This window comes from Streptosporangium sp. NPDC002607 (assembly GCF_053592655.1).
In genome coordinates this window covers 78174-97176 of the sequence record NZ_JBSFWD010000028.1, presented here as the reverse complement: position 1 = coordinate 97176, position 19003 = coordinate 78174, and the positions used below count along the sequence as shown (strand labels likewise).

Here is a 19003-nt window from a genome sequence, read left to right as displayed (position 1 = left end):
TTCGTTGCGAACGCTCATAGCTGAGAGGCGATCACCCCGCCTAGGGTCGCCTGCCACGGCCACTGTCTCCAGGCCGGGCGGAGGAACGACCATGCGACCTGCTCGACGCGGACTTCTGGCGCTGGCGACCGCGCTTGTCGTCGGACTCCCCTCGACCGCGCACGCCGACCCGGCCTGGGCGTCGGCACTCGGTGACAGGAGCGGCGAGGCAGGCGCGGCGGCCCGGACCGCTCCGGAGGTGAACCCGGCGGGAGGGACCGCCCGGAAGGAGAAGCCCGCGGAGAGCAACGCCCTGATCACGAGATCGGCGGGCAGGACCGCCTCGGCGGTGAAACCGGCGGTGAAACCACAGCCGAGCCCGAGCCCCTCCGCCGGCAAGGGAGGCAGGAGCCCATGGGGGCCCTGGCCTGCCGCCAGGCCGGGCGCCGCGCGCGTGGTCAAGGAGACCTGGCTCGGCCCGCGCATGCTCGACCTCCAGATCTCGTCGCCCGCGGTCAACGCGACCCTGCCGGTCCGCGTGCTGGTGCCCCAGGGCTGGTCGAAGGGCGCGCGCCGCACCTGGCCGGTCCTGTACCTGCTGCACGGCGGCGCCGACGACTACACCTCGTGGACCCGGATGACCGACATCGCGAGCATGACCGAGGACCTGGACGCGATCATCGTGATGCCCGAGGCGGGCCGGGCGGGTAACTACTCGAACTGGTACAACAAGGGCAAGGGAGGCGCACCCGGTTGGGAGACCTTCCACACGTCCGAGGTGCGCCGCCTGCTGGAGACCGGCTACCGCGCGGGGAGCCGCCGCGCCGTCGCGGGGCTCTCCATGGGCGCGTACGGCGCGATGAAGTACGCCGCGCTGCACCGGGGGATGTTCCGCTTCGTGGGCGCCTACAGCGGCGTCATGTCCACCCGCCTGCCGGGCATCCCCGAGCTCATCATGAACGCACAGGCCTCCGAGGGACAGGATCCGCAGGCGCTGTGGGGCGATCCGCTCAGGAACCGGAACGTCTGGAGGGCCAACGACCCCGCGGCCCACGCCAGGAACCTGCGCGGCGTGAGCATCTACATCTCCAGCGGCACGACCAGCAGGCTGGGCGAACTCGACCCGCCGGGAGTCCCCTGGAGCCCGGCCCATCTCGGCGAGCCGATCTCCGCCTACACGGCCAGGGACCTGATCGCCAAGCTCCGCTTCCACGGCATCAAGCCCGTGGTGCACCTGTACCGGGACGGCACCCACAGCTGGCCCTACTGGGAGCGCGAGTTCCGCAGGTCCTTCCCGATGATCCTGTCCGCCCTGGGCCTGAAGGCCGCCCAGGACGACGCCTCCGCACCCCGGGAGCAGGAGAACGTCTGGAACCTGCTCGGCGGAATGTGAGAGCCGGATGCGCGGCGGTCGCCGGTCCCGGCCCGACGATCCACTGCCGTCGACATCACCCGGCGGCGTTCGGCGGGCCCGGGGAATCCGCTTCCCAAAGAAGCGGACACGCGCCGATGACCTGCCCCTGACGGAACGGCCGTCCTCTCGAACCCTCATCGCCGACCCGGTGGCGTGTTGACTCACCGTTGACCAGATAATAACTTTGAGTAGTTGTTTCAACACCCAGCGTGGCGAACGTTCGAGGTCGCGCGTGAACCCCGGCGTTCCGTAACGGACGTCGGACGCGGATCCCCTTCCCGAAGGCGACCTCCGGTCTCACGTGCGAGGTCGTCCGGTCGCGTGCCGTCGTATCCCCGCGAAGGGTGACCCGCGGCTCTCGCCTGACCGTCTCGGGGAAGCGCGCTCACACAGGAAGAGGCAGCACAGTCAATGAGGAGCGCATCCAGCGGACGTGCCGGGAGCGCGCCGCACGACTCGCGCGGGGCCCGGCATCCGGTGACCGTCATGACCGAGCAGATGACCGACGTCTTTCTCGATCTTGGTTACCGCATCGTCGAGGGACCCGAGGTCGAGGCCGAGTGGTTCGCCTTTGACGCGCTCAACATGGACGACGACCACCCCGGCCGCACCCCCGACCGGGCCTTCCACCTCGAAGACCCCGCGGAGCCCGGCGGGAGGTCGGGCCTCGTGCTGCGTACCCGCACCTCACCGGCGCAGGTACGGGCGATGCTCGGCAGGACCCCGCCGCTCCGCCTGGTCTGCGCGGGCCGCGCCTTCCGTCCCGACGCGGCCGACACCATCCACAGCCCGGTGTTCAACCAGGTCGAGGGCCTCGCCGTCGACCTGGGGCTCACCATGGTGGACCTGAAGAAGACCCTCGACCACTTCGCCGCCGCCGTGTTCGGCAGGGGCACGGTGACCCGGCTCCGCACCCACCGGGCCGCCTACACCGACCCGTCGGCGAAGGTGTACGTGGAGTGCGCGGTCTGCCACGGCGTCCGGGAGGACGTCTCCGAGGACGCCTCCGAGGACGCCTCCGAGGACGCCTCCGCGGGCCCGTGCGGGACGTGCGGCGGCGGGGGATGGATCGAGTGGGGCTGGTGCGGCACGGTCCGCCCCCTGGTGCTGACCACCTGCGGCGTCGATCCGCACAGGTACGGCGCGTTCGCCTTCGGCGTGGGCGTCGAGCGCACCCTGATGCTCCGGCACGGCCTGAAGGACATCAGCGACATCGTCGGCGGCGACATCCGCTTCCCGCTCGGGATGGACGAGTTCGCCCCCGGCGGCAGGCCCAGGCCCACTCCCCGCCCCCGGACCACGGCCACCACACGCGCCGTACCGGCCGCACGGGCCGTACCCGATCTGGAGATCATCCCGTTGACCCGAGGCGGCCCCGGCAGGAGAGGCCCGCGGGGACGGGAGGCCGGCGGAGGGCTCACCCGCTCGCAGAGCCTGCGACGGCGGATCGGGCACGCGCTGGCGGGGGCGGGGTACGTCGAGACGCCGCGCTTCCCCTTCGTCTGCGACGCCGCATGGGACGCCTTCGGCCTGGCGCCCGACGACCCGCGCCGCGCCACGCTGACGCTCACGAACCCGATCAGCCCGCGCGAGCCGTCGCTGCGCACCACGCTCCTCCCCGGGCTGCTGGCCGCGCTGGGGCTCAACCTCGCCCTGGGAAATCACTACCCGGCGCTCTTCGAGCAGGGAGTGGTCTTCGCACCCCGCACGGGCGCCGTCCCCACCCTCTCGCCCCTGGCGGACCACCGCCCCACCGCGAGCCGGCTCGACGCGCTGAACGCCACCGTCCCCGCCCAGCCCAGCCATCTCGCCATCGCTCTGACCGGCGAGTCGTCGTGGGCCCGCGCCGTCGACACCGCGCGGACGGCCGCGCACGTCATGGGGGCCGGCCTGATCACGCGCCCCACCGAGTACGCGCCCTGGCGCCCTGGACGCTGCCTGGAGCTGCTCGTCGGCGAGGCGGTGCTCGGCCACGCCGGCGAGTTGCACACCGCCACGGTCCAGGCCCTGGGCCTGCCACCGGGGACGAGCGTCATGGAGATCGACCTCACCGCGCTGGAACATCTCACCGATCACGGAGCCGCGTGACGTCCTCCCCGCCCGGCCCGGTGGCCGTCGGCACCCGGAAAGCCAGGAGGCCGGGGACTCCACCGCTCGCCCCGCCCGCCGGCCGGGTCTGCCGGTTCACGGTCCCGGTGAAACCGGCCTGAGCCGCTTCACCGGGAGATCGCGGGAGTGCGTCAGACGGCCGCGAGATAGATCTGGCCGAAGGCCTCGGCGAGCTTCTTGAGGTCGGTGGTCACGTCCACCTCGGGGTTGGCCGGGTCGTAGACGGCGGCCAGGCGACGCTGGATCGGGGTGAGCTTCTTCAGCTGGTCCCAGGCGGTCAGCCGGTTCACCGCGCCCTGGGCGTCCTGGACGCGGGTCCAGACGTTCACCTGCTGGGCGGCGCCGTCCTTGACGGGCACCGACAGCCGGGAGGCGATCTGCTCATCGGTCACCTGGCCGACGAGACCGGTCTCCTCCGCGGCGATCTGGGTCAGGACGTCCCACGACCGGGCACGGACCTGGATCCACTGGTTGCGGTGGGCCTGCTCGGCGTCGATCTTCCAGGTGTCGTAGCCGCCGTACAGCAGGCCGGTGTCCAGGGAGAGCTGGTCGACGCGGCCCGCGATCAGCGGGGACTCGATCTTCTCGGGGGCGAGCAGCGGGTACCGCTTGCGCATCTCCGCCTTGCAGGTGTCGTTGGCGCCGCAGGCGAGCTCGGGGACCACGGTGTGCACGCCCAGCCGCTTGCCGGGCGCGGCCTGGCGGAGGGCGTCGGAGGCCGCGGTGACGAACGCGGTGATCTCCGCGTCCGTCTTGAACGTGCTGTTGTAGCCCAGCTGGGAGGTGAACCGGATGCCCGCGACCTCCGGACGCGCGGCAAGCGCGCCGATGCGCTTGACGGCGGCGGTGAAGGTCTCGGTGCCCGCCTTCCAGTCGTCGGCCAGTTCGGTGTCGATCCAGACCCGCAGCTGCTGGGCCTTCGCCGCGGTGATCGCCTGGCCGGCCGGAGTCCGCGTGGCCGCCGCGACGGCGGGATCCTGGGTGCTCGTGGAGGTCGGCTTGGCGGCACCGGTCAGTTCGGATCCGTTGACGGTGCCGTCGCCGCCCTCATCGTGCCCGTCGATCGAGCACTGCTGGCCCGCCTCGCACTCGGGCGCGCCGTCCTCTCCCGCCCCCTCGGGGAGGGGGGAGTTCTCGTCGCCCTCGGCGCCGCCGCCGGGCGGCTCGGGGCAGGCGCCGGCCGAGCAGTCGATGAACTTGCCGTCGACCGGGCCGGCCTCCTTGAGGTGGGCCGCGTCGTCGCTGCCCCAGAAGAGCGCGACGCCGAGGGCCTCTTCCGGCTTGGCCAGCCAGTGACACACGACGTAGGCCGGGGCGTCGGCCCCCATCAGATCGTTGCAGCTGCGGGGATCGTCCTGCGAGTACGCGGCCCCGGGCGTCATGATCCCGACGAGCGCGAGCGCGGCGCCGACGGCGAGGGCCCGGCGCAGAGTAAGTCGCATGTCCTGAACTCCCCGGGTAAAGCTGGTCAAAACGATCGATCCACACTTTACCCAGATCGCAATGGGCTCAACAGCCCCAGTCAAGGACCCACAGGACTTTGATACCTTCCGGCTGATCCGGCGTCCCACGCGGGCAGGAGCCCGGGGCATTGCAGGTAGCCGGAATGCCGGTATCCCGCTGGCGTGAAGCGACAAACGGGGGCTGCCCGCGCAGACGACGGGCGGCGGGGACAACATCATGGTGGTGAGGGCAACCGCCCGGGGAGACGGGGAACCTCCGCCGCGGTGTCGAGCCGATGACGAGACTCCACCGCCCTCCTTGAAGAACGCGCCGATTGGTGCAGACCGAAACGGACCTCAATGTCGCCGCACGTCAACGATCTGAGCAGCCGGTTCCACGGGCTCCCAGGGTCGGACGAGATCATTTGTCTCGCCCTGGCGACCAGCGACCTGCTGAAGCGGATGGAGAGCGCCAGGAACCGGATCGACCGGTCTCTGGTCCAGCAGCGGCGATTCGTGTCCGACGCCTCGCACGAGCTGTTCACCCCGATCGCCGGGCTCAGGGCTCTCCTGGAAGAGGCCCGGCTGCATCCCGAGGAGACGGACCTGAGCGAGCTGCTGGCAGACGCGCTGGGAAACGTCGGCCGGCTTCAGAAGATCGTCAGCGACCTGCTGATGCTGGCGAAGGTCGGCACGAACCCGCCGGACGCGTTCGTCAGCACGGACCTGGGCGAGCTGGCCCGCGCCACGGTCTCGCGGCGCGAGGACGACATCCCCGTACGACTTCGGCTCGCCCCCGATGTCAGGGCGAACGTCGTCGACGCGGAGATCGACCGGCTCCTCTCCAACCTCCTGGACAACGCGCAGCGCCATGCCAGGCGCACGGTGCTGGTCGAGGTGCGCAGGGACGGTGAATACGGCGAGCTGACCGTCACCGACGACGGGGAGGGCATCGCCGACGCCGACAGGGAACGGGTCTTCGAGCGGTTCACCCGGCTGGACACGGCCCGCTGCCGCAACCGGGGAGGCACCGGGCTCGGCCTCACGATCGCCCGCGACATCGCCGAAGCCCACCTGGGAACCATCAAGGTGGACGGCTCTCCCCTGGGCGGCGCACGGTTCGTCCTCCGCCTTCCGCTCGCCACCGCCGCACGGCTGGACGACCATGAAGAGACCGCCTCCTGACACCTGTCCGGATGACCACGGGATCCACCAAGCCCCCGCCCCCTGACCGGACGGCCGCCCGTCCAAGCTCCCCCGGACCGGCGACCGAGTTCCCTCTCCGGCCCGCTCGCCCAGGGCCTCCCGGGCGAGCCTGCCCCACCGGCCGGCGGCCGGTGGGGCAGATCCCCCGCTCACCCCGGCGAGCCGGCCGCGGCCGTCAGTTCTCGATCGGCACCATCACCAGAAGCGACGTACCCTCCTCCGCGGAACTCGTGATCGTCAGCTTTCCGCCGAGCGCCTCGACGCGGTCCCTGAGCCCGATGAGCCCCGACCCCCCGCCGTACTCGGCTCCCCCGGTCCCGTCGTCGCTGACCGAGAGCCGGACCGTCGCCCCGGTCACGCCGAGGGTGACGCGCACCACGGAGGCGTGCGCGTGTTTCACCACGTTGGTCAGCGCCTCCGCCGCCGTGTAGTAGAGAGCCACCTCGACACGTTCCGGCAGGCGCGAGACGGAGCCCAGCTGGAGTTCCACCGGAACGGCGGAGCGGCGTGCGAGCGTCTTCAGCGCGGGTGCCAGACCGCCCTTCGAGAGGATCGCCGGGTGGATGCCCCTGGAGAGCTCCTGCAGATCCTCCACGATCCCGGTCAACCCCTGGACCGCCTGAGACAGCTGCTCCCTGAGCTCGGTCATCCCCGGCGGCACCCCGGCCTCCACCGCGCGCAGTTCGAGCCCGAGCGAGACCAGCCGCTGCTGGGCACCGTCGTGCAGGTCGCGCTCGATACGCCGGCGGGTCTCGTCGGCCGCGGCGACGAGGCGCGCACGGGAGGCGGCGAGATCGGCACGGGCCTGCGCGTTCGAGATGGCGGTCGCGATCAGCTCGGTGAAGTCCCTCATCCGCCCCTCGGCGCCTTCGAGCCTTGGCTCCCAGCGGTTGTAGAAGGCGAGCACCACGCCCCACAGCGAGCCGTCGACGATCACGGGAGAGCCGAGCGCGGAGGTGACGCCCATGTCACGGGCCCACTTCACGATCGTTCCCGAGGCCTCCTCATAGTTCGCTATCCGGGCCGGCCTTCCCGTCCTCAGCACCATGCCGGAGACGAGCGTCTCGTTGATCGGCCACTGCGAGCCGAGAGGCATCACCTCCGTCACGTCCCCCCGGAGGCTCCACGAGCCCGCCACCGTCGTGTGGTCGTGGTTGTAGCGGCTGATCGACACGTGGTCCGCCTTCATGAGGGAGCCCATCTCGCAGGCGACCGCGTTGAACAGCTCCGTCGAGGAGATGCCCCGCGCCACGAGGGTCGCGACACGCCGCAACGTCGCCTGCTCCTGCGCGATCCTGCGGAGCTCGTCACGGCTGGACGCCAGGACCGCCCCGACGCTCTCGCGATCGCGAGCCGCCCGCAACAGTGCCTCCAAGGAGGGCAGCATCCGGTCGCGCAGGCGTATCCGCACGTCCTCCGGCACGCCGGCGGGAATGACGAGCGTGCCGATCCGGCTGCCGTCCTCCATGAGCGGCAGAGCCTCGCCGTGCTCGCCGGCGGAGACCTCGTCAAGCCGGATCTCCAGGTTCGGTGCCCTCAGACCCCGTGCCAGGAGGCGCGAGGCCAGCGGCAGCGCCGCGCTCAGGTTCTCGGTACGCAGCAGGATGTGGGCCAGTTGCACGTTGAGGTCCGCCTCACGGCGACGTTCGCTCGTCTGGATGCCCAGTGAGCGCACCCGTGCCGCGATCAAACAGGTCACCGTCCCGACGAGAAGGAAGATCGGAAGCGGGGTCCAGAGCCAGTGCTCCGTGGCGAGGCCGATCCCCATCGGGGGAAGGTCGAAGTAGTCGAAGGCGAAGGCGCTGGCCAGCAGCACCACCAGTCCCGGCCACAGGCCCCAGAGGACCGAGATCAGCAGAACGCCGAGCAGGTAGATCCCGCCCAGGAAACCGCCCGGCGTCAAACGGTCCAGAAAAAGGGACAGCAGAACTTCCGCCGCGATGCACACGGCGCCGCATATGATCCCCAGCACGAAAGATTGACGCTCTGTGTGCGTCAATGACGACGGCAGCCGCTCGCGCATGGATACTAAGATACTCGCATGTCAACTAGATATTTCACACTTCGTCCCTGACCGTACCCAGCCCGACGGACTTACGGCCGACTGTCCAGAGTATTGGGAATTACTTAACCCTGAAGTGGCCATTCTTTTAATGATGGGTCCGGCGGGAAAGACACCGCGAAAGGGCGATGATCGTGCACGAGAACCGGATACGCATAGCAGTGGCGGACGACGACGTGCTTTTCCGCGAGGGGATGTCGAGCCTGCTGACCCGGTCGGGCTTCGAGGTCGTCGGCCAGGCCGGAGACGCGGCGGAGATCCTCCCTCTGGTCCGTGAGCACCGGCCGGATCTCGTCGTCCTCGACATCCGGATGCCCCCGACCCATACGAACGAGGGGCTGGACGCGGCCCGGGTGATCCGTGAGGAGTTCCCGGACATGGGGATCCTCCTGCTGTCGGCGCACATCGAGGTGGAGGAGGCGATGGAGCTGCTCGCCACCGGGCACCGGGTCGGCTACCTGCTCAAGAGCCGGGTGACCGGGGTGAGCGACTTCATGGAGACGCTTGAGCACATCGCCCTGGGCGGCTCGATCGTCGATCCGAGCCTGGTGCGGGAACTCATCAAGGCCCACCGCAAGGACGATCCGCTGGAACTTCTCACCACGCGCGAGCAGGAGGTCCTCGCCCTGATGGCCGAGGGACGCTCCAATGCCGGCATAGCGAGCAAGCTCTGGATCACCGAGGGCACGGTCGAGAAGCACGTGCACAGCATCCTGTCCAGGATGCGGATACCGGGGTCGGGGGACGACCACCGCCGTGTCCTCGCCGTGCTGGCCTTCCTCGAATCCCGCTGACAGGGGGCACCGCCCGGGGGACGGCCGACGTGCCGTGAAGGACCAGTGGGGCCGGTGGTACCGATGAGGCGGCTTGGCGTCGCGGGCCGATCCGGTGGGAGACCCGCGGAACACGCCCCGGGTCAGCTGGAGCCCAGCTTCCCCTCCTCACAGGCTTCCCGGAGAATGTCGCGGATCGCCGCCCCGGAAAGGGCTGACTTCGACAGGAACGCGACAGCGGGACCGGCCACGATCATGTCCACGAAGTCCCTCTCGGCGTGGGTCGAGATCATGATGATGTGCGGGTGGCTATCGGGGCGCACCCGCGCGAGCCGCCGAGCGACGTCGAAACCGCTCTCCTCACCGAGATCGATGTCGACGAGCGCGACGTCCGGCCTGCAATCGCTGATCTGCCGAAGGGCCTCTTCGCCCGCGGAGGCCATGCCGACCACGGCGATCCCCTCCCGCTCAAGCAACGCCCGGGCGGCACAGCGGAAGTGATCGCTATCATCGACGATTAGACAACTTATGGCCACACCTCGAGGATCTCAGGGGAGCGGCGTCGGCACATTGCAGCTAGCGGGAAACCCGGGAGGTCGCTGGCATGAGTGGAGCCCCTCCGGCAGGCCACCGCGAACACCACGCCGTCAGGCCCCAAACGGCCTGAGCACCACCGAATCCCCGGCCCGGCGGCCTGAGCCTTCGGGTCAGGCTCCGAGCGCCTCGCACGCGCGTCCCACCCCGTCCTCGGCCCGCAGCCGCTCCCCCAGCCGCGCCGCCACCGCCCGCGTTCCCGGATCCCGTACGGCATGTACCACCCGTGCGGCCAGCGCTCCCACGGTGGCCCTTCCGATCGGCAGCGGCGCGGGCCCGGCCCCCAGCGACGCCACCCGTGCTCCCCAGAACGGCTGGTCGGAGAAGAAGGGACAGATCACCCCCGGTATCCCGGCCCGCAGGCCCGCCCCCGTGGTCCCGGCGCCGCCGTGGTGCACCACCGCGGCCATTCGCGGGAAGAGCCACTCGTGATCGATATCGCCGATGACGAGCATGTCGTCGGCGCCCTCGTACGGCATGCCCTGAAGGACCCCCCGCACCCCGGCCCTGCGCAGCGCCGCCACCACCGTCTCCGCCGTCGCGACCGGGTTGGCCGGAACCATGCTGCCGAAGCCCACGAAGACCGGCGGCGGCCCCGCGTCGAGGAACGCGACGATCTCGGAGCGGGGAGGCAGCGCGCGCTCAAGCGACCAGAAACCGGTCAGGTGCACGTAGTCCGGCCAGTCCCGCGGGCGGCCGACGATCCAGGGACTGACCCCGCACAGCACCGGCACCCGATCGGCCCGTGCCCGCCGGAACGGGCTGCCCCGCATGGGCCCGAGCTTGAGCACCCGGCCCCGCAGCCGGTTCACCATGCGGCCGAGCAGCAGCCAGCTCAACCCCTCGACCAGCGCGTAGCTGGCCCGGTTACCGGCTCCGCCGAGCGTGCGCAACGGCACCAGCGGGTTGGGGAAGGCCCGGGTGGGCTCGCTGGGCTGGAAGTGCAGCAGCGCGTACGGCATGCCGTACCGCTCGGAGAGATGGTGCCCGAAACCGCCCAGCGCGGGCGACAGGACGAGGTCGGCTCCGGCGCAGGCCGCGTCCACCTCGGCGACCAGGCGCTCGGCGAGCGGTTCCACGATCATGCGAAACCCCCTGGCGAACCCGGCGGGGCCACTCCGCAGCCACGCCTGCCCCTCCTCGGACTCCATGATCTTCAGCGGGTCCACGCTGATCGAGCTGAACTCCAGCCCCGCCTCCTCGACCAGCCCGCCGTAGCGGCCCGCCGCCACGATCATGACCTGGTGCCCCCGCCGGGCGAGCCCGGCGCCGAGCGCGACGCACGGCTGGGTGTCACCCCGCGAGCCGAACGCCAGGACCGCGATCCTCACCGGAGCCTCCCAGAACCGACTGCCCGCCGGAACTCACCGGTCCGGCGGCTCATCGGAGCGTCACCAGGCTGATGGCCGCCCCCGTGACGACCAGCCCCGCGGCCACCAGCAGGCCCGTCGAGTAGCCGGCCGTGAAGCTCGCGGAACCGTTGACGATCACTCCGATGATCGCGATGCCGAACAGCCCCGACATCTCCCGGGCCACGCTGAACACACCCCCGGCCACCCCTGCCCTGGACTCGGGTACGGCACCCAGCACCGCCGACCCCAGCGGCATGGTCAGCGCCGAGCCGATCCCGATCACGCATACCGATGGCAGCAGTTCGGCCCAGCCGTCCCCCGGGCGCAGGAACGCGACGGCGGCCATGCCCGCGGCGACGAGGACGAGCCCCAGCGCCACGGTGCGCGCGGCGCCGATCCGGCGTTCCGCGAACGGCACCAGCGGCGTGACCACGACGACCAGCAGCGCCAGCGGCACGAACGCCAGCCCGGACGCGGTGGGGCTGAAACCGAGCACGCCCTGCAAAAACAGCGCGGTGAAGAAGAAGACCCCGTTGACCCCGAGTCCCCAGAGCACCTGGGCGATCACCCCGCCGGTGAAGGTTCGCGACCGGAACAGCGCGAGGTCCACCATCGGGTCCTCGCCGAGCCTCTCGGCGACGGCGAAGACCAGGGCGGCGGCCACCGCGAACAGCACCGCGACCAGGATCGGCGGCGAGGTCCAGCCCAGCTCGGCCCCGAAGGTCAGGGCGAAGGTACCCGCCGACAGGACGACCACCGACGACGCGACCCCTGGGACGTCCACCCGGGCGGCCCGCTCGTCGCGCGACTCCGGGATCGCGACGGTCGCGAGCGCGATGATGAGGACGCCGAGCGGGACATTGAGCAGGAAGATCCAGCTCCAGTGGAAGTGCTGGGTGAGATAGCCGCCGACGACCGGCCCCAGGGCGAGCGCGCCCGCCCCTGACGCCATCCAGACGGCGACCCCGGCGGACCGCTGCCGCTCGTCGTTGCCGACCGCGACGATCGCCAGCATCGCGGGCAGGATCAGGGCCGACCCGGAACCCTGCACCAGCCTGGCGGCGACGAGCGCGCCCACCGAGGTGGCCAGCCCCGCCGCGAGGGACGCCGCCGTGAAGACGGCCAGTCCCGCGACGAGCACCCTGCGACGGCCGTAGACGTCGGCCAGCCTGCCACCGGCGAGCATGAAGCCCGAGAAGGTGAGGACGTAGCCGGTGACGACCCATTCGAGCGCCGCCAGCGACGCGCCCAGCTCCGCCTGCAGGGTGGGCAGCGCGACCGTCACGACGGTGTTGTCCAGGGTCGTCACGAATCCAGCCAGCCCGATGACCAGCAGCAACAGCCCTCGCCGCGCTGCCGGCGCTCCCGCCGGCGCCCCTGACGGCGCCCCTGACGGCGACGCGGCGGACGGAGCCGGTACGACCTGTGCGTCCGGCCTGGGCCGCGCGCCCGGTACGGCCCGATCGCTCACTCGTCCACCTCTGTCCACTCCCAGCCGGATCCGTCGGCCTTGGGGCGTACGACCCGCGTGGTCCTGGTGCCCACGGCGACCCAGCCTCCCGTCGGTTCCTCCGCCTCCCGTCTCGCGGGCGCCCTGCCCACGTGCTCCCCCTCACCACGCGGTACGGCAGCGGGCGGGGAAGCGGGGACCGTCGCCCTCCGCTGCACCCCCGCCGGAGGTCGCGGAACCTGGGAGGCCGGAAGCTGGTGTACCGGAACCTGGGAGGCCGGAACCTGGGAGACCGGAAGCGACGACGGTGACGGGGTCGAGGTCTGCGGAACCGCAGGCGGGGAGGGGGGAGCCTGCGGGGATGCCGGGATCGCCTGCCGGAGCGCCGGAGGGCCCGGCTCGATCGCCCTGGCCACCGGCCGTACCAGTGGCTCCAACTGGTCGATCAGATGGCTGCTGACCGGCGGCAGGCTCGGTACGCGGCACGCGTCCTCCGCCCCCTCCCCGGGTTCCGGCCTCCCCACCTCCTCAGGTACGGGCGCCGGGGCCGGGTGACGGGGAGACTGTTCCATCGCGTCCCGCACGGTCAGCAGGGGCTCCGGCGGGGACGGCTTCTCCTGCTCCTCGGCCCAGTGCCAGCCGGGACCGTCCAGGTTCGGCTTGATGACCTTCCTGGTCCTCCCCCCGGCCGGCCCGGGTCCGGACGCCGGCGGTGCGGTGGACGCGGCGGCGGGCCTGGCCGCCGGCCGGGCGGGAGGGGGCGGGGGCGGCTCGGTGTCGAGCCCGGGCATGGGGTAGGGATTCGACCGGTTCTGCCGGAAGGAGGCATCCGAGATCCGGGACCGCCAGGGACGTGCCGTACCGGGCTCGGGAGACGGGGTGCGGGACCCGTTGCGCGGTACCGCCGGGTCCGGGCGCGAGCCCCGGGTCTCCTCCCGCGCCGCACGGGCGTTCGACACCGGGACATGCGGGCCCGCAGGCGCCCCCGCAGCGTGGACATACGGGTCCACGGGCGCCCCCCAGGACTCCTCTCCCGCAGCGCGAACCTCCGGCACCGGAACATGCGGGTCCAGGTGTACGCCCCAGGGCCCCTCCCCCGTGGCGCGAACACCCGGCGCCGGGACCTGCGGGTCCATGGGCGAGTCCCAGGATCCCCCCTCTGCCACATGGACATCCGGCACCGGGACATGCGGGTCCAGAGGTGAGGCGGGGGGCGGGGGAAACTCCTCGGCCCACTGCCAGTCGCCGTCCCGGCCGGTCCTGATCACGCGTACCGGAACGGCGGGGGCGATCGGCAGCGGTTCGGCGGGAGGTGGCGGGGGAGGCCCGGCGGGAACCTGAGGGGAGGTTCCGGCGGCGATCTGCGGGAGCCGCGGGAAGTGGGCGAGGCGGCGCGCGGGAGCGGCACGGTGGGCACCGGGGGCACCCGCGCGCTCCACCATCACGTACGTGGCGGGAAGCTCGCCCGTGGCGTGCTCGCGGATCTCGATCCGCCGGTGGAAGCCGCGCAGGAAGCTCGGCAGCCACCAGTTGGCCTCGCCCATCAGTCGCATCGTCGCGGGCACCAGCAGCGCCCTGACCAGGGTGGCGTCCACCACGATGGCCACGAACATGCCGACGCCGAGCATCTTGACGATCGTGATCCCGGCCGTGGAGAACGCCCCGATGACGACCAGCAGCAGCAGGGCCGCGCTGGTGATGACCCCTCCGGTCCGCTCCAGCCCGACCGCCACGGCCACGGTGTTGTCGCCGGTTCTGAGCCACTCCGCACGGACCCTGCTGAGCAGGAACAGCTCGTAGTCCATGGAGAGCCCGAACACCACGGCCAGGATCAGCACCGTGATCGTCGCCTCGATGCTCCCCGTCGGGGTGAAGCCCAGGACGCTCGCGAGGTGGCCGTCCTGGAAGGCCCAGACGATCACGCCGAACGACGCCCCCAGCGACACGACGTTCATCAGGATCGCCTTGACCGGCAGCAGGATCGAGCCGAACGCGGCGAACAGCAGCAGGCCCGTCATGAGACAGACCACCAGTGCGGTCCACGGCAGGGTGGCCCGCAGGCTGGCCTGGAGGTCCAGCTGAGCCGCGGTGGGGCCGCCGACGACGACGTCCTGGAAGTTCGGCTCGGGCGGCAGCTCGCGGATCCTGTCGACCAGCGCGCGGGCCTCGTCCGACATCGGGTCCCTGTCGTAGCGGACCGCCAGCCGCACGGCGCCGCTGTTCTGGGAGACGCCGGTGACGTCGACGCCGGTGACGTGGTCGAGCGCCTCCAGCCGCTCGGCGAAGACCTTGACGTCCAGCGGGCCGACCGGGGTGACCGGGGTGATCCCCGAGTTTCCGACGCCGATGGGGCCGCGCTGGGTACCGACCTCGGAGGTGAGCGCGCCGGGCGCCGACGCGGTCATCGGCCCGACCAGGTCGCGCTCGACGAGCACGATGACCTCGATCGGCGCGAGGGCGTTCTTGGCGAACCTCGCGTTGATCTCCTCGGCCACCTGGCGGCTCTCGAACCCCTCCGGCAGTACGCGATGGTCCACGCTGCCGAACCGCGCGTGCGCGAAGGGCGCGGCCAGCGCGACGAGGAGCAGCCCGACCCCGAGGAGGTACGCGACCGGGCGGCGCATCACGCTGGACGCGATGGCGTGCCAGGTCCCGCCCCTGCGACTGCCGAAGTCGGGCATGACCTTGATCGCGTCCACCTTCGGCCCGAGCACGGCCAGCAGCGCGGGCAGTACCACGATCGCGGACACCATCGCGACCAGCACCACCGCCGCCGCGCCCAGCCCTATCGACCGCAGGAACATCTGCGGGAAGAGCAGCAGCCCGCTGAGCGAGGTCGCCACGGTCAGCCCGGAGAAGGCGACGGTGCGTCCGGCGGTGGCGATGGTCCGCACGACCGCCGCCTCGGTGGACGCCCCCCGGTGGATCTCCTCCCTGAAGGCGTTCAGCACGAAGAGCGAGTAGTCGATGGCCAGGCCGAGCCCGAGCATCGTCACGACGTTCAGCGAGAACACCGAGACGTCCGTGACCTCGGTGAGCAGCCTCAGCAGCAACAGCGCCCCGGCCACCGAGAGCAGCCCGACGACCAGTGGCAGGCCCGCCGCCACCAGGCTGCCGAAGACCATGACGAGCAGGACGAGCAGTACCGGCATCGAGATGGCCTCGGCCTGCTGCAGGTCGGCGCCGGTCTGCGCGTTGAGGTCCTTGAGCAGCGGGATCCTGCCGCCGATCTTGACCGTGTATCCGGCGGGCGCCCTGCGGAGCTCGTCCCTGATCTTCTCGTACCCGCTCTGCTTGGTCAGCTGCCCGCCGCGCAGGGTGATCAGCGCGTAGGTGGAGTGCCCGTCCTCGGAGACGAGTTCCCCGGCCTTGGTCGACCAGTAGGTGGTGGTGCTCGCGACCTGCTCGGCGGGCAGTGCGCGGAGCGCTTCCCGCACGTCCTTTTCGAACCGCTCGTCGGCGGCCTCGTACCTGGGATGCGTGTAGAGGGCCACCACGTCGGGTGAGTTGCCGCCGAACCACTTCTGGCTCCACTCGGCGGCCGAGGTCGACTCGGCCCCCGGGTCCTCGAAGCCGCCGTCGGACATCCTGCCGAACAGCCCCAGCCCGAAGTAGCCGGCGAGGACCGCGAACACCGTCCCCAGGACCAGCAGGGACCAGCGCCCTCGGTAGACGGCCCGCCCAAGCGACTCGAACATCAGACGTCGGCACCTTGCCCATCGGCCGAGAACCCATCGGCCGGAAGCCCGTCGGCAGGGAAGGCGCCGGGCGGGAACTCGCCGTCCAGGTAGGCCCGCGCACAGGCACGTCTGGCGATCTTCCCGCTGGACGTGCGCGGCACGGCCCCCGCCTCGACCAGTACGAAGTCATGCAGCCGCAGATCATGATTTTTCGTGACAGCGGCGCGGACGTTGGCCGCGATCTCGTCGATGTCCCGCCCGTCGGCCTTCCGTGACCGCTCGGCCACCACCACCAGCCGCTCGGTCTCCTCCCCCGGCACCGCGAACGCGGCCACATGGTCCCTGCGGATGGCCTCCTCGGCCTCCTGCACGGTCACCTCCACATCCTGTGGATAGTGATTGCGCCCGTCGACGATGATCAGGTCCTTGATCCGTCCGGTGATGTAGAGCTCGCCCTCGTGCATGACGCCCAGGTCACCGGTGCGCAGCCAGGTGCCCTCCTCCCCTTCGAGGACGTTGCCGAAGACCTCGGCGCTGCGCTCGGCGTCCCGCCAGTAGGCCCGCGCCACGTTGGGCCCCCGCACCCAGATCTCGCCGACCTCGCCGTCAGGTCTGGCCGTGCCGGACGTCGTATCGAACGTCGTGTCGGACGTCGTGCCGGACACGGAGGCGATGACCACCCGCTGGCCTGTCGGCACCCCGCAGGAGACGAGGTCGCTGACCCGGCCCCGTCCCGTGTGCGGCACCGCGCGCCCCGCGGTCAGCGCGTCGCGGTCGAACAGGGTGACGCGGGCGGGCAGGTCCCGGTCCATCGCGGTGACGAACACCGTCGCCTCGGCCAGGCCGTAGCCGGGGGTGTGCGCCTCGGGCCGCAGCCCGCACCTGGCGAACGCCTCGGAGAAACGGTCGATCGTGCCGCCCCGGAGCGGCTCGGCGCCGTTGAGCATGATCGACACCCCGGACAGGTCGAGCGTGGCCTTCTCCGCCTCGGTGACCCGGCTCGCCGTGTACTCGTAGGCGAAGTTGGGGCCGCCGGTGAACACGTCCTCCTGCCCGGAGAGCATCCGCAGCCAGCGCACCGGGTGCATGACGAACGCCACCGGGTCCATGAACATCGACTGGTTGCCGCCCACGATCGGCGCGGCGATGGTGGCGATCAGGCCCATGTCGTGGAAGAGCGGCAGCCAGAGCGCGGCCGTGGACACCCTGGGGGTGGCACGGAACGCGGTCCACAACTGCCTGGCGTTGGCCGTGAAGTTGCCATGGCCGATCTCGACCCCCGCCGGGGCACGGGTCGAGCCGGAGGTGTACTGCAGGTACGCCAGGTCGTCGGGGCCGATCGGTTCGGGGTCCCACTCGTCGGCCAGCAGGTCGGAGACCGTGTCCAGGGTGATGATCCGCTTGGGCCGGGGCGCGGAGCGGCCGTCCAGGAAGGCGTGCACCCCCTCCAGGGCGGGCGTCGTGGTGAGCACGCACACCGGGTCGGCGTCGGCGTAGGCGCGGATCAGCCGGTCGGCGTGACCGGGCAGGTCCGGCGCGAAGAGCGGTACCGCGATCACCCGGGCGTACATCGCCCCGAGCATCGCGACCACGTACTCAAGCCCCTGCGGCGCCAGGATCGCCACCCGCTCGCCCGGGTGCATCACCTCTCGCAGCCGTACGGCCAGCGCCCGTGCCCGCAGGTCGGCCTTCGCCCAGGAGAGCGTGTGCCGCACCCCGTCGCGCCCGGCGGAGTAGTCAAGAAAGGTGTAGGCCGGAGCGTCAGGGATCTCCCGTGCCCACCGCTCAACCTGGGCGATCAGCGTCTCGCTCATGCTCAAGGTCCCCTCGCCGAGGTACAGGGACCTAGCAACTTACGTCAGGGGTATCTCGCAATTCTTGCCAAAGCACTCCACATTCCCGGCTGCCGGTTATTACCGGCATGACAACTGATCACCAATCGATCTGACCGCTCGTGCGAACCGGGCCGGACCCCGGGTCCCCTGTCACAGATCCGTCCGACCGCTCGAACGCAGGCCCCTGGCGGGGACCCGCTCGTGCAGGCCGAAGCGGGGCTCGGGCTCCCCGGCGCCGTCGAGGATCTCCGCGACGTACTCCGCCGGGGCCGGAGCGTGCCCGCCTTCGGCAGGGGACGTACCGGCCGGTGCCGGGGCGGCGGCGATAATCGGGGCATGGTTCCAGCCCAGTGGGTGTCCTAGATGCCGGCCGAATCCTCGCAGACCCTGGAGCGCGGCCTGCGGCTGCTCCGCCTGCTCGCCGACGGGCGCCGGGGGCGTACTCCCACGGAGCTGGCGACCGAGCTGGAGCTGAGCCGCCCGGCGGTGTACCGCCTGCTCACCACCCTGCAGGGCGAGGGCTTCGTCCGCCGGGACAGTGCCGGGCGGGTCCACCTGGGCTTCGGGGTTCTCGTCCTGGCCCGTGCCGTGCAGCCGCTGCTCCGGGAGGGCGCCCTGCCCACCCTGCGCGGGCTGGCCGAGGAGGTGGGCGCGACCGCGCACCTGACGGTGGCCGAGGGCGACGAGGGCCTGGCGGTGGCGGTGGTCGAGCCCTCCTGGACGAACATGCACGTCGCCTACCGCGAGGGGTCCCGCCACCCGCTGACCCGGGGCGCCGCCGGGCTGGCCATCCTCGCCCTGCGCGAGGGCCGCACCGGCTACCAGGTCTCCGAGGGGCAGCTCCAGGAGGGCGCCCGGGGCGTCGCCGCCCCGGTGCCCGGCGTCCCCTGGCTGGAGGCATCGGTGGGCGTGATCGCCTTCACCCCCCTCGACCAGGACTCCGTCGGCCCCCGGGTGGCCGCCGCCGCCGCCGAACTGTCCGGCTCGCTCGCCTGACGATCCGACGGGCGTGATCCCTTTCCGCTCCGCCCCGTCCGGCCCATGTGCCCGGCGGTTCGGTGGGCGTGGTCCCCTTCCCCTCGCCCCGAGATCCATCATCCCGAGCCG

The 19003-nt window shown here is 71.5% G+C and carries 12 protein-coding genes; 5 read left to right on the top strand and 7 right to left on the bottom strand.

Annotated elements, in window-relative coordinates:
- The first annotated feature begins 91 nt into the window (after window positions 1-91).
- Together ACWD3H_RS28540 and ACWD3H_RS28535 are read left to right on the top strand one after the other, a co-directional pair.
- The gene (locus ACWD3H_RS28540) at window positions 92-1372 is read left to right on the top strand and encodes an alpha/beta hydrolase-fold protein (RefSeq protein WP_451957161.1); all 1281 of its coding nucleotides are present in this window, start codon (window positions 92-94) and stop codon (window positions 1370-1372) included.
- 432 nt (window positions 1373-1804) lie between these two features.
- Complete coding sequence (locus ACWD3H_RS28535; protein WP_451957160.1) at window positions 1805-3481, top strand: tRNA ligase subunit PheS family protein; 1677 nt, start codon at window positions 1805-1807, stop codon at window positions 3479-3481.
- Window positions 3482-3633: 152 nt separating this feature from the next.
- Here ACWD3H_RS28535 and ACWD3H_RS28530 read toward each other — a convergent pair whose 3' ends face one another.
- Window positions 3634-4944 carry a hypothetical protein gene (locus ACWD3H_RS28530; protein WP_451957159.1) on the bottom strand — a complete coding sequence of 437 codons (1311 nt, stop codon included), beginning with the start codon at window positions 4942-4944 and terminating at the stop codon, window positions 3634-3636.
- Between the two features lie 360 nt (window positions 4945-5304).
- Between ACWD3H_RS28530 and ACWD3H_RS28525 the strand changes: the two genes are divergently transcribed.
- Window positions 5305-6129: a sensor histidine kinase gene (locus ACWD3H_RS28525; protein ID WP_451957158.1), complete on the top strand. Its 825-nt coding sequence runs from the start codon at window positions 5305-5307 to the stop codon at window positions 6127-6129.
- 196 nt (window positions 6130-6325) lie between these two features.
- On the opposite strand, the gene ACWD3H_RS28520 is transcribed toward ACWD3H_RS28525, so the two are convergent.
- On the bottom strand, window positions 6326-8173 hold the full coding sequence (locus tag ACWD3H_RS28520) for a sensor histidine kinase (protein WP_451957157.1): 1848 nt from the start codon (window positions 8171-8173) through the stop codon (window positions 6326-6328).
- 167 nt (window positions 8174-8340) lie between these two features.
- Here ACWD3H_RS28520 and ACWD3H_RS28515 point away from each other — a divergent pair, with 167 nt between their 5' ends.
- Window positions 8341-9006, top strand: coding sequence for a response regulator (locus ACWD3H_RS28515; protein ID WP_451957156.1), 666 nt, complete (start codon window positions 8341-8343; stop codon window positions 9004-9006).
- 122 nt (window positions 9007-9128) lie between these two features.
- On the opposite strand, the gene ACWD3H_RS28510 is transcribed toward ACWD3H_RS28515, so the two are convergent.
- The 5 genes from ACWD3H_RS28510 to ACWD3H_RS28490 all read right to left on the bottom strand — a co-directional run bounded on the left by ACWD3H_RS28510 (window position 9129) and on the right by ACWD3H_RS28490 (window position 17875).
- Window positions 9129-9521 (bottom strand): response regulator transcription factor, encoded by a 393-nt coding sequence (locus tag ACWD3H_RS28510; RefSeq protein ID WP_451957155.1) that lies wholly within the window; start codon window positions 9519-9521, stop codon window positions 9129-9131.
- 171 nt (window positions 9522-9692) lie between these two features.
- A complete protein-coding gene (locus ACWD3H_RS28505) occupies window positions 9693-10910 on the bottom strand; it encodes a glycosyltransferase (protein WP_451957154.1) in 1218 nt (405 codons plus the stop codon).
- A 49-nt stretch (window positions 10911-10959) separates the two neighbouring features.
- A complete protein-coding gene (locus tag ACWD3H_RS28500) occupies window positions 10960-12270 on the bottom strand; it encodes an MFS transporter (RefSeq protein ID WP_355557442.1) in 1311 nt (436 codons plus the stop codon).
- A 128-nt stretch (window positions 12271-12398) separates the two neighbouring features.
- The gene (locus tag ACWD3H_RS28495; RefSeq protein WP_451957153.1) at window positions 12399-16079 is read right to left on the bottom strand and encodes an MMPL family transporter; all 3681 of its coding nucleotides are present in this window, start codon (window positions 16077-16079) and stop codon (window positions 12399-12401) included.
- Window positions 16079-17875, bottom strand: a complete 1797-nt coding sequence (locus tag ACWD3H_RS28490; protein WP_451957152.1) for a fatty acyl-AMP ligase — start codon at window positions 17873-17875, stop codon at window positions 16079-16081. The genes ACWD3H_RS28495 and ACWD3H_RS28490 overlap by 1 nt, the downstream gene beginning before the upstream one ends.
- Window positions 17876-18259: 384 nt before the next feature.
- On the opposite strand from ACWD3H_RS28490, the gene ACWD3H_RS28485 reads away from it, so the two are divergent.
- The gene (locus tag ACWD3H_RS28485; protein ID WP_451957151.1) at window positions 18260-18892 is read left to right on the top strand and encodes an IclR family transcriptional regulator; all 633 of its coding nucleotides are present in this window, start codon (window positions 18260-18262) and stop codon (window positions 18890-18892) included.
- Window positions 18893-19003: the final 111 nt, after the last annotated feature.

Excerpts from the sequence above, each read along its gene's own strand:
- ACWD3H_RS28540 (WP_451957161.1), top strand. The coding sequence starts at position 92 with ATGCGACCTGCTCGACGCGGACTTCTGGCGCTGGCGACCGCGCTTGTC.
- ACWD3H_RS28535 (WP_451957160.1), top strand. The coding sequence starts at position 1,805 with ATGAGGAGCGCATCCAGCGGACGTGCCGGGAGCGCGCCGCACGACTCG.
- ACWD3H_RS28530 (WP_451957159.1), bottom strand. The coding sequence starts at position 4,944 with ATGCGACTTACTCTGCGCCGGGCCCTCGCCGTCGGCGCCGCGCTCGCG.
- ACWD3H_RS28525 (WP_451957158.1), top strand. The coding sequence starts at position 5,305 with ATGTCGCCGCACGTCAACGATCTGAGCAGCCGGTTCCACGGGCTCCCA.
- ACWD3H_RS28520 (WP_451957157.1), bottom strand. The coding sequence starts at position 8,173 with ATGCGCGAGCGGCTGCCGTCGTCATTGACGCACACAGAGCGTCAATCT.
- ACWD3H_RS28515 (WP_451957156.1), top strand. The coding sequence starts at position 8,341 with ATGATCGTGCACGAGAACCGGATACGCATAGCAGTGGCGGACGACGAC.
- ACWD3H_RS28495 (WP_451957153.1), bottom strand. The coding sequence starts at position 16,079 with ATGTTCGAGTCGCTTGGGCGGGCCGTCTACCGAGGGCGCTGGTCCCTG.
- ACWD3H_RS28490 (WP_451957152.1), bottom strand. The coding sequence starts at position 17,875 with ATGAGCGAGACGCTGATCGCCCAGGTTGAGCGGTGGGCACGGGAGATC.
- ACWD3H_RS28485 (WP_451957151.1), top strand. The coding sequence starts at position 18,260 with ATGCCGGCCGAATCCTCGCAGACCCTGGAGCGCGGCCTGCGGCTGCTC.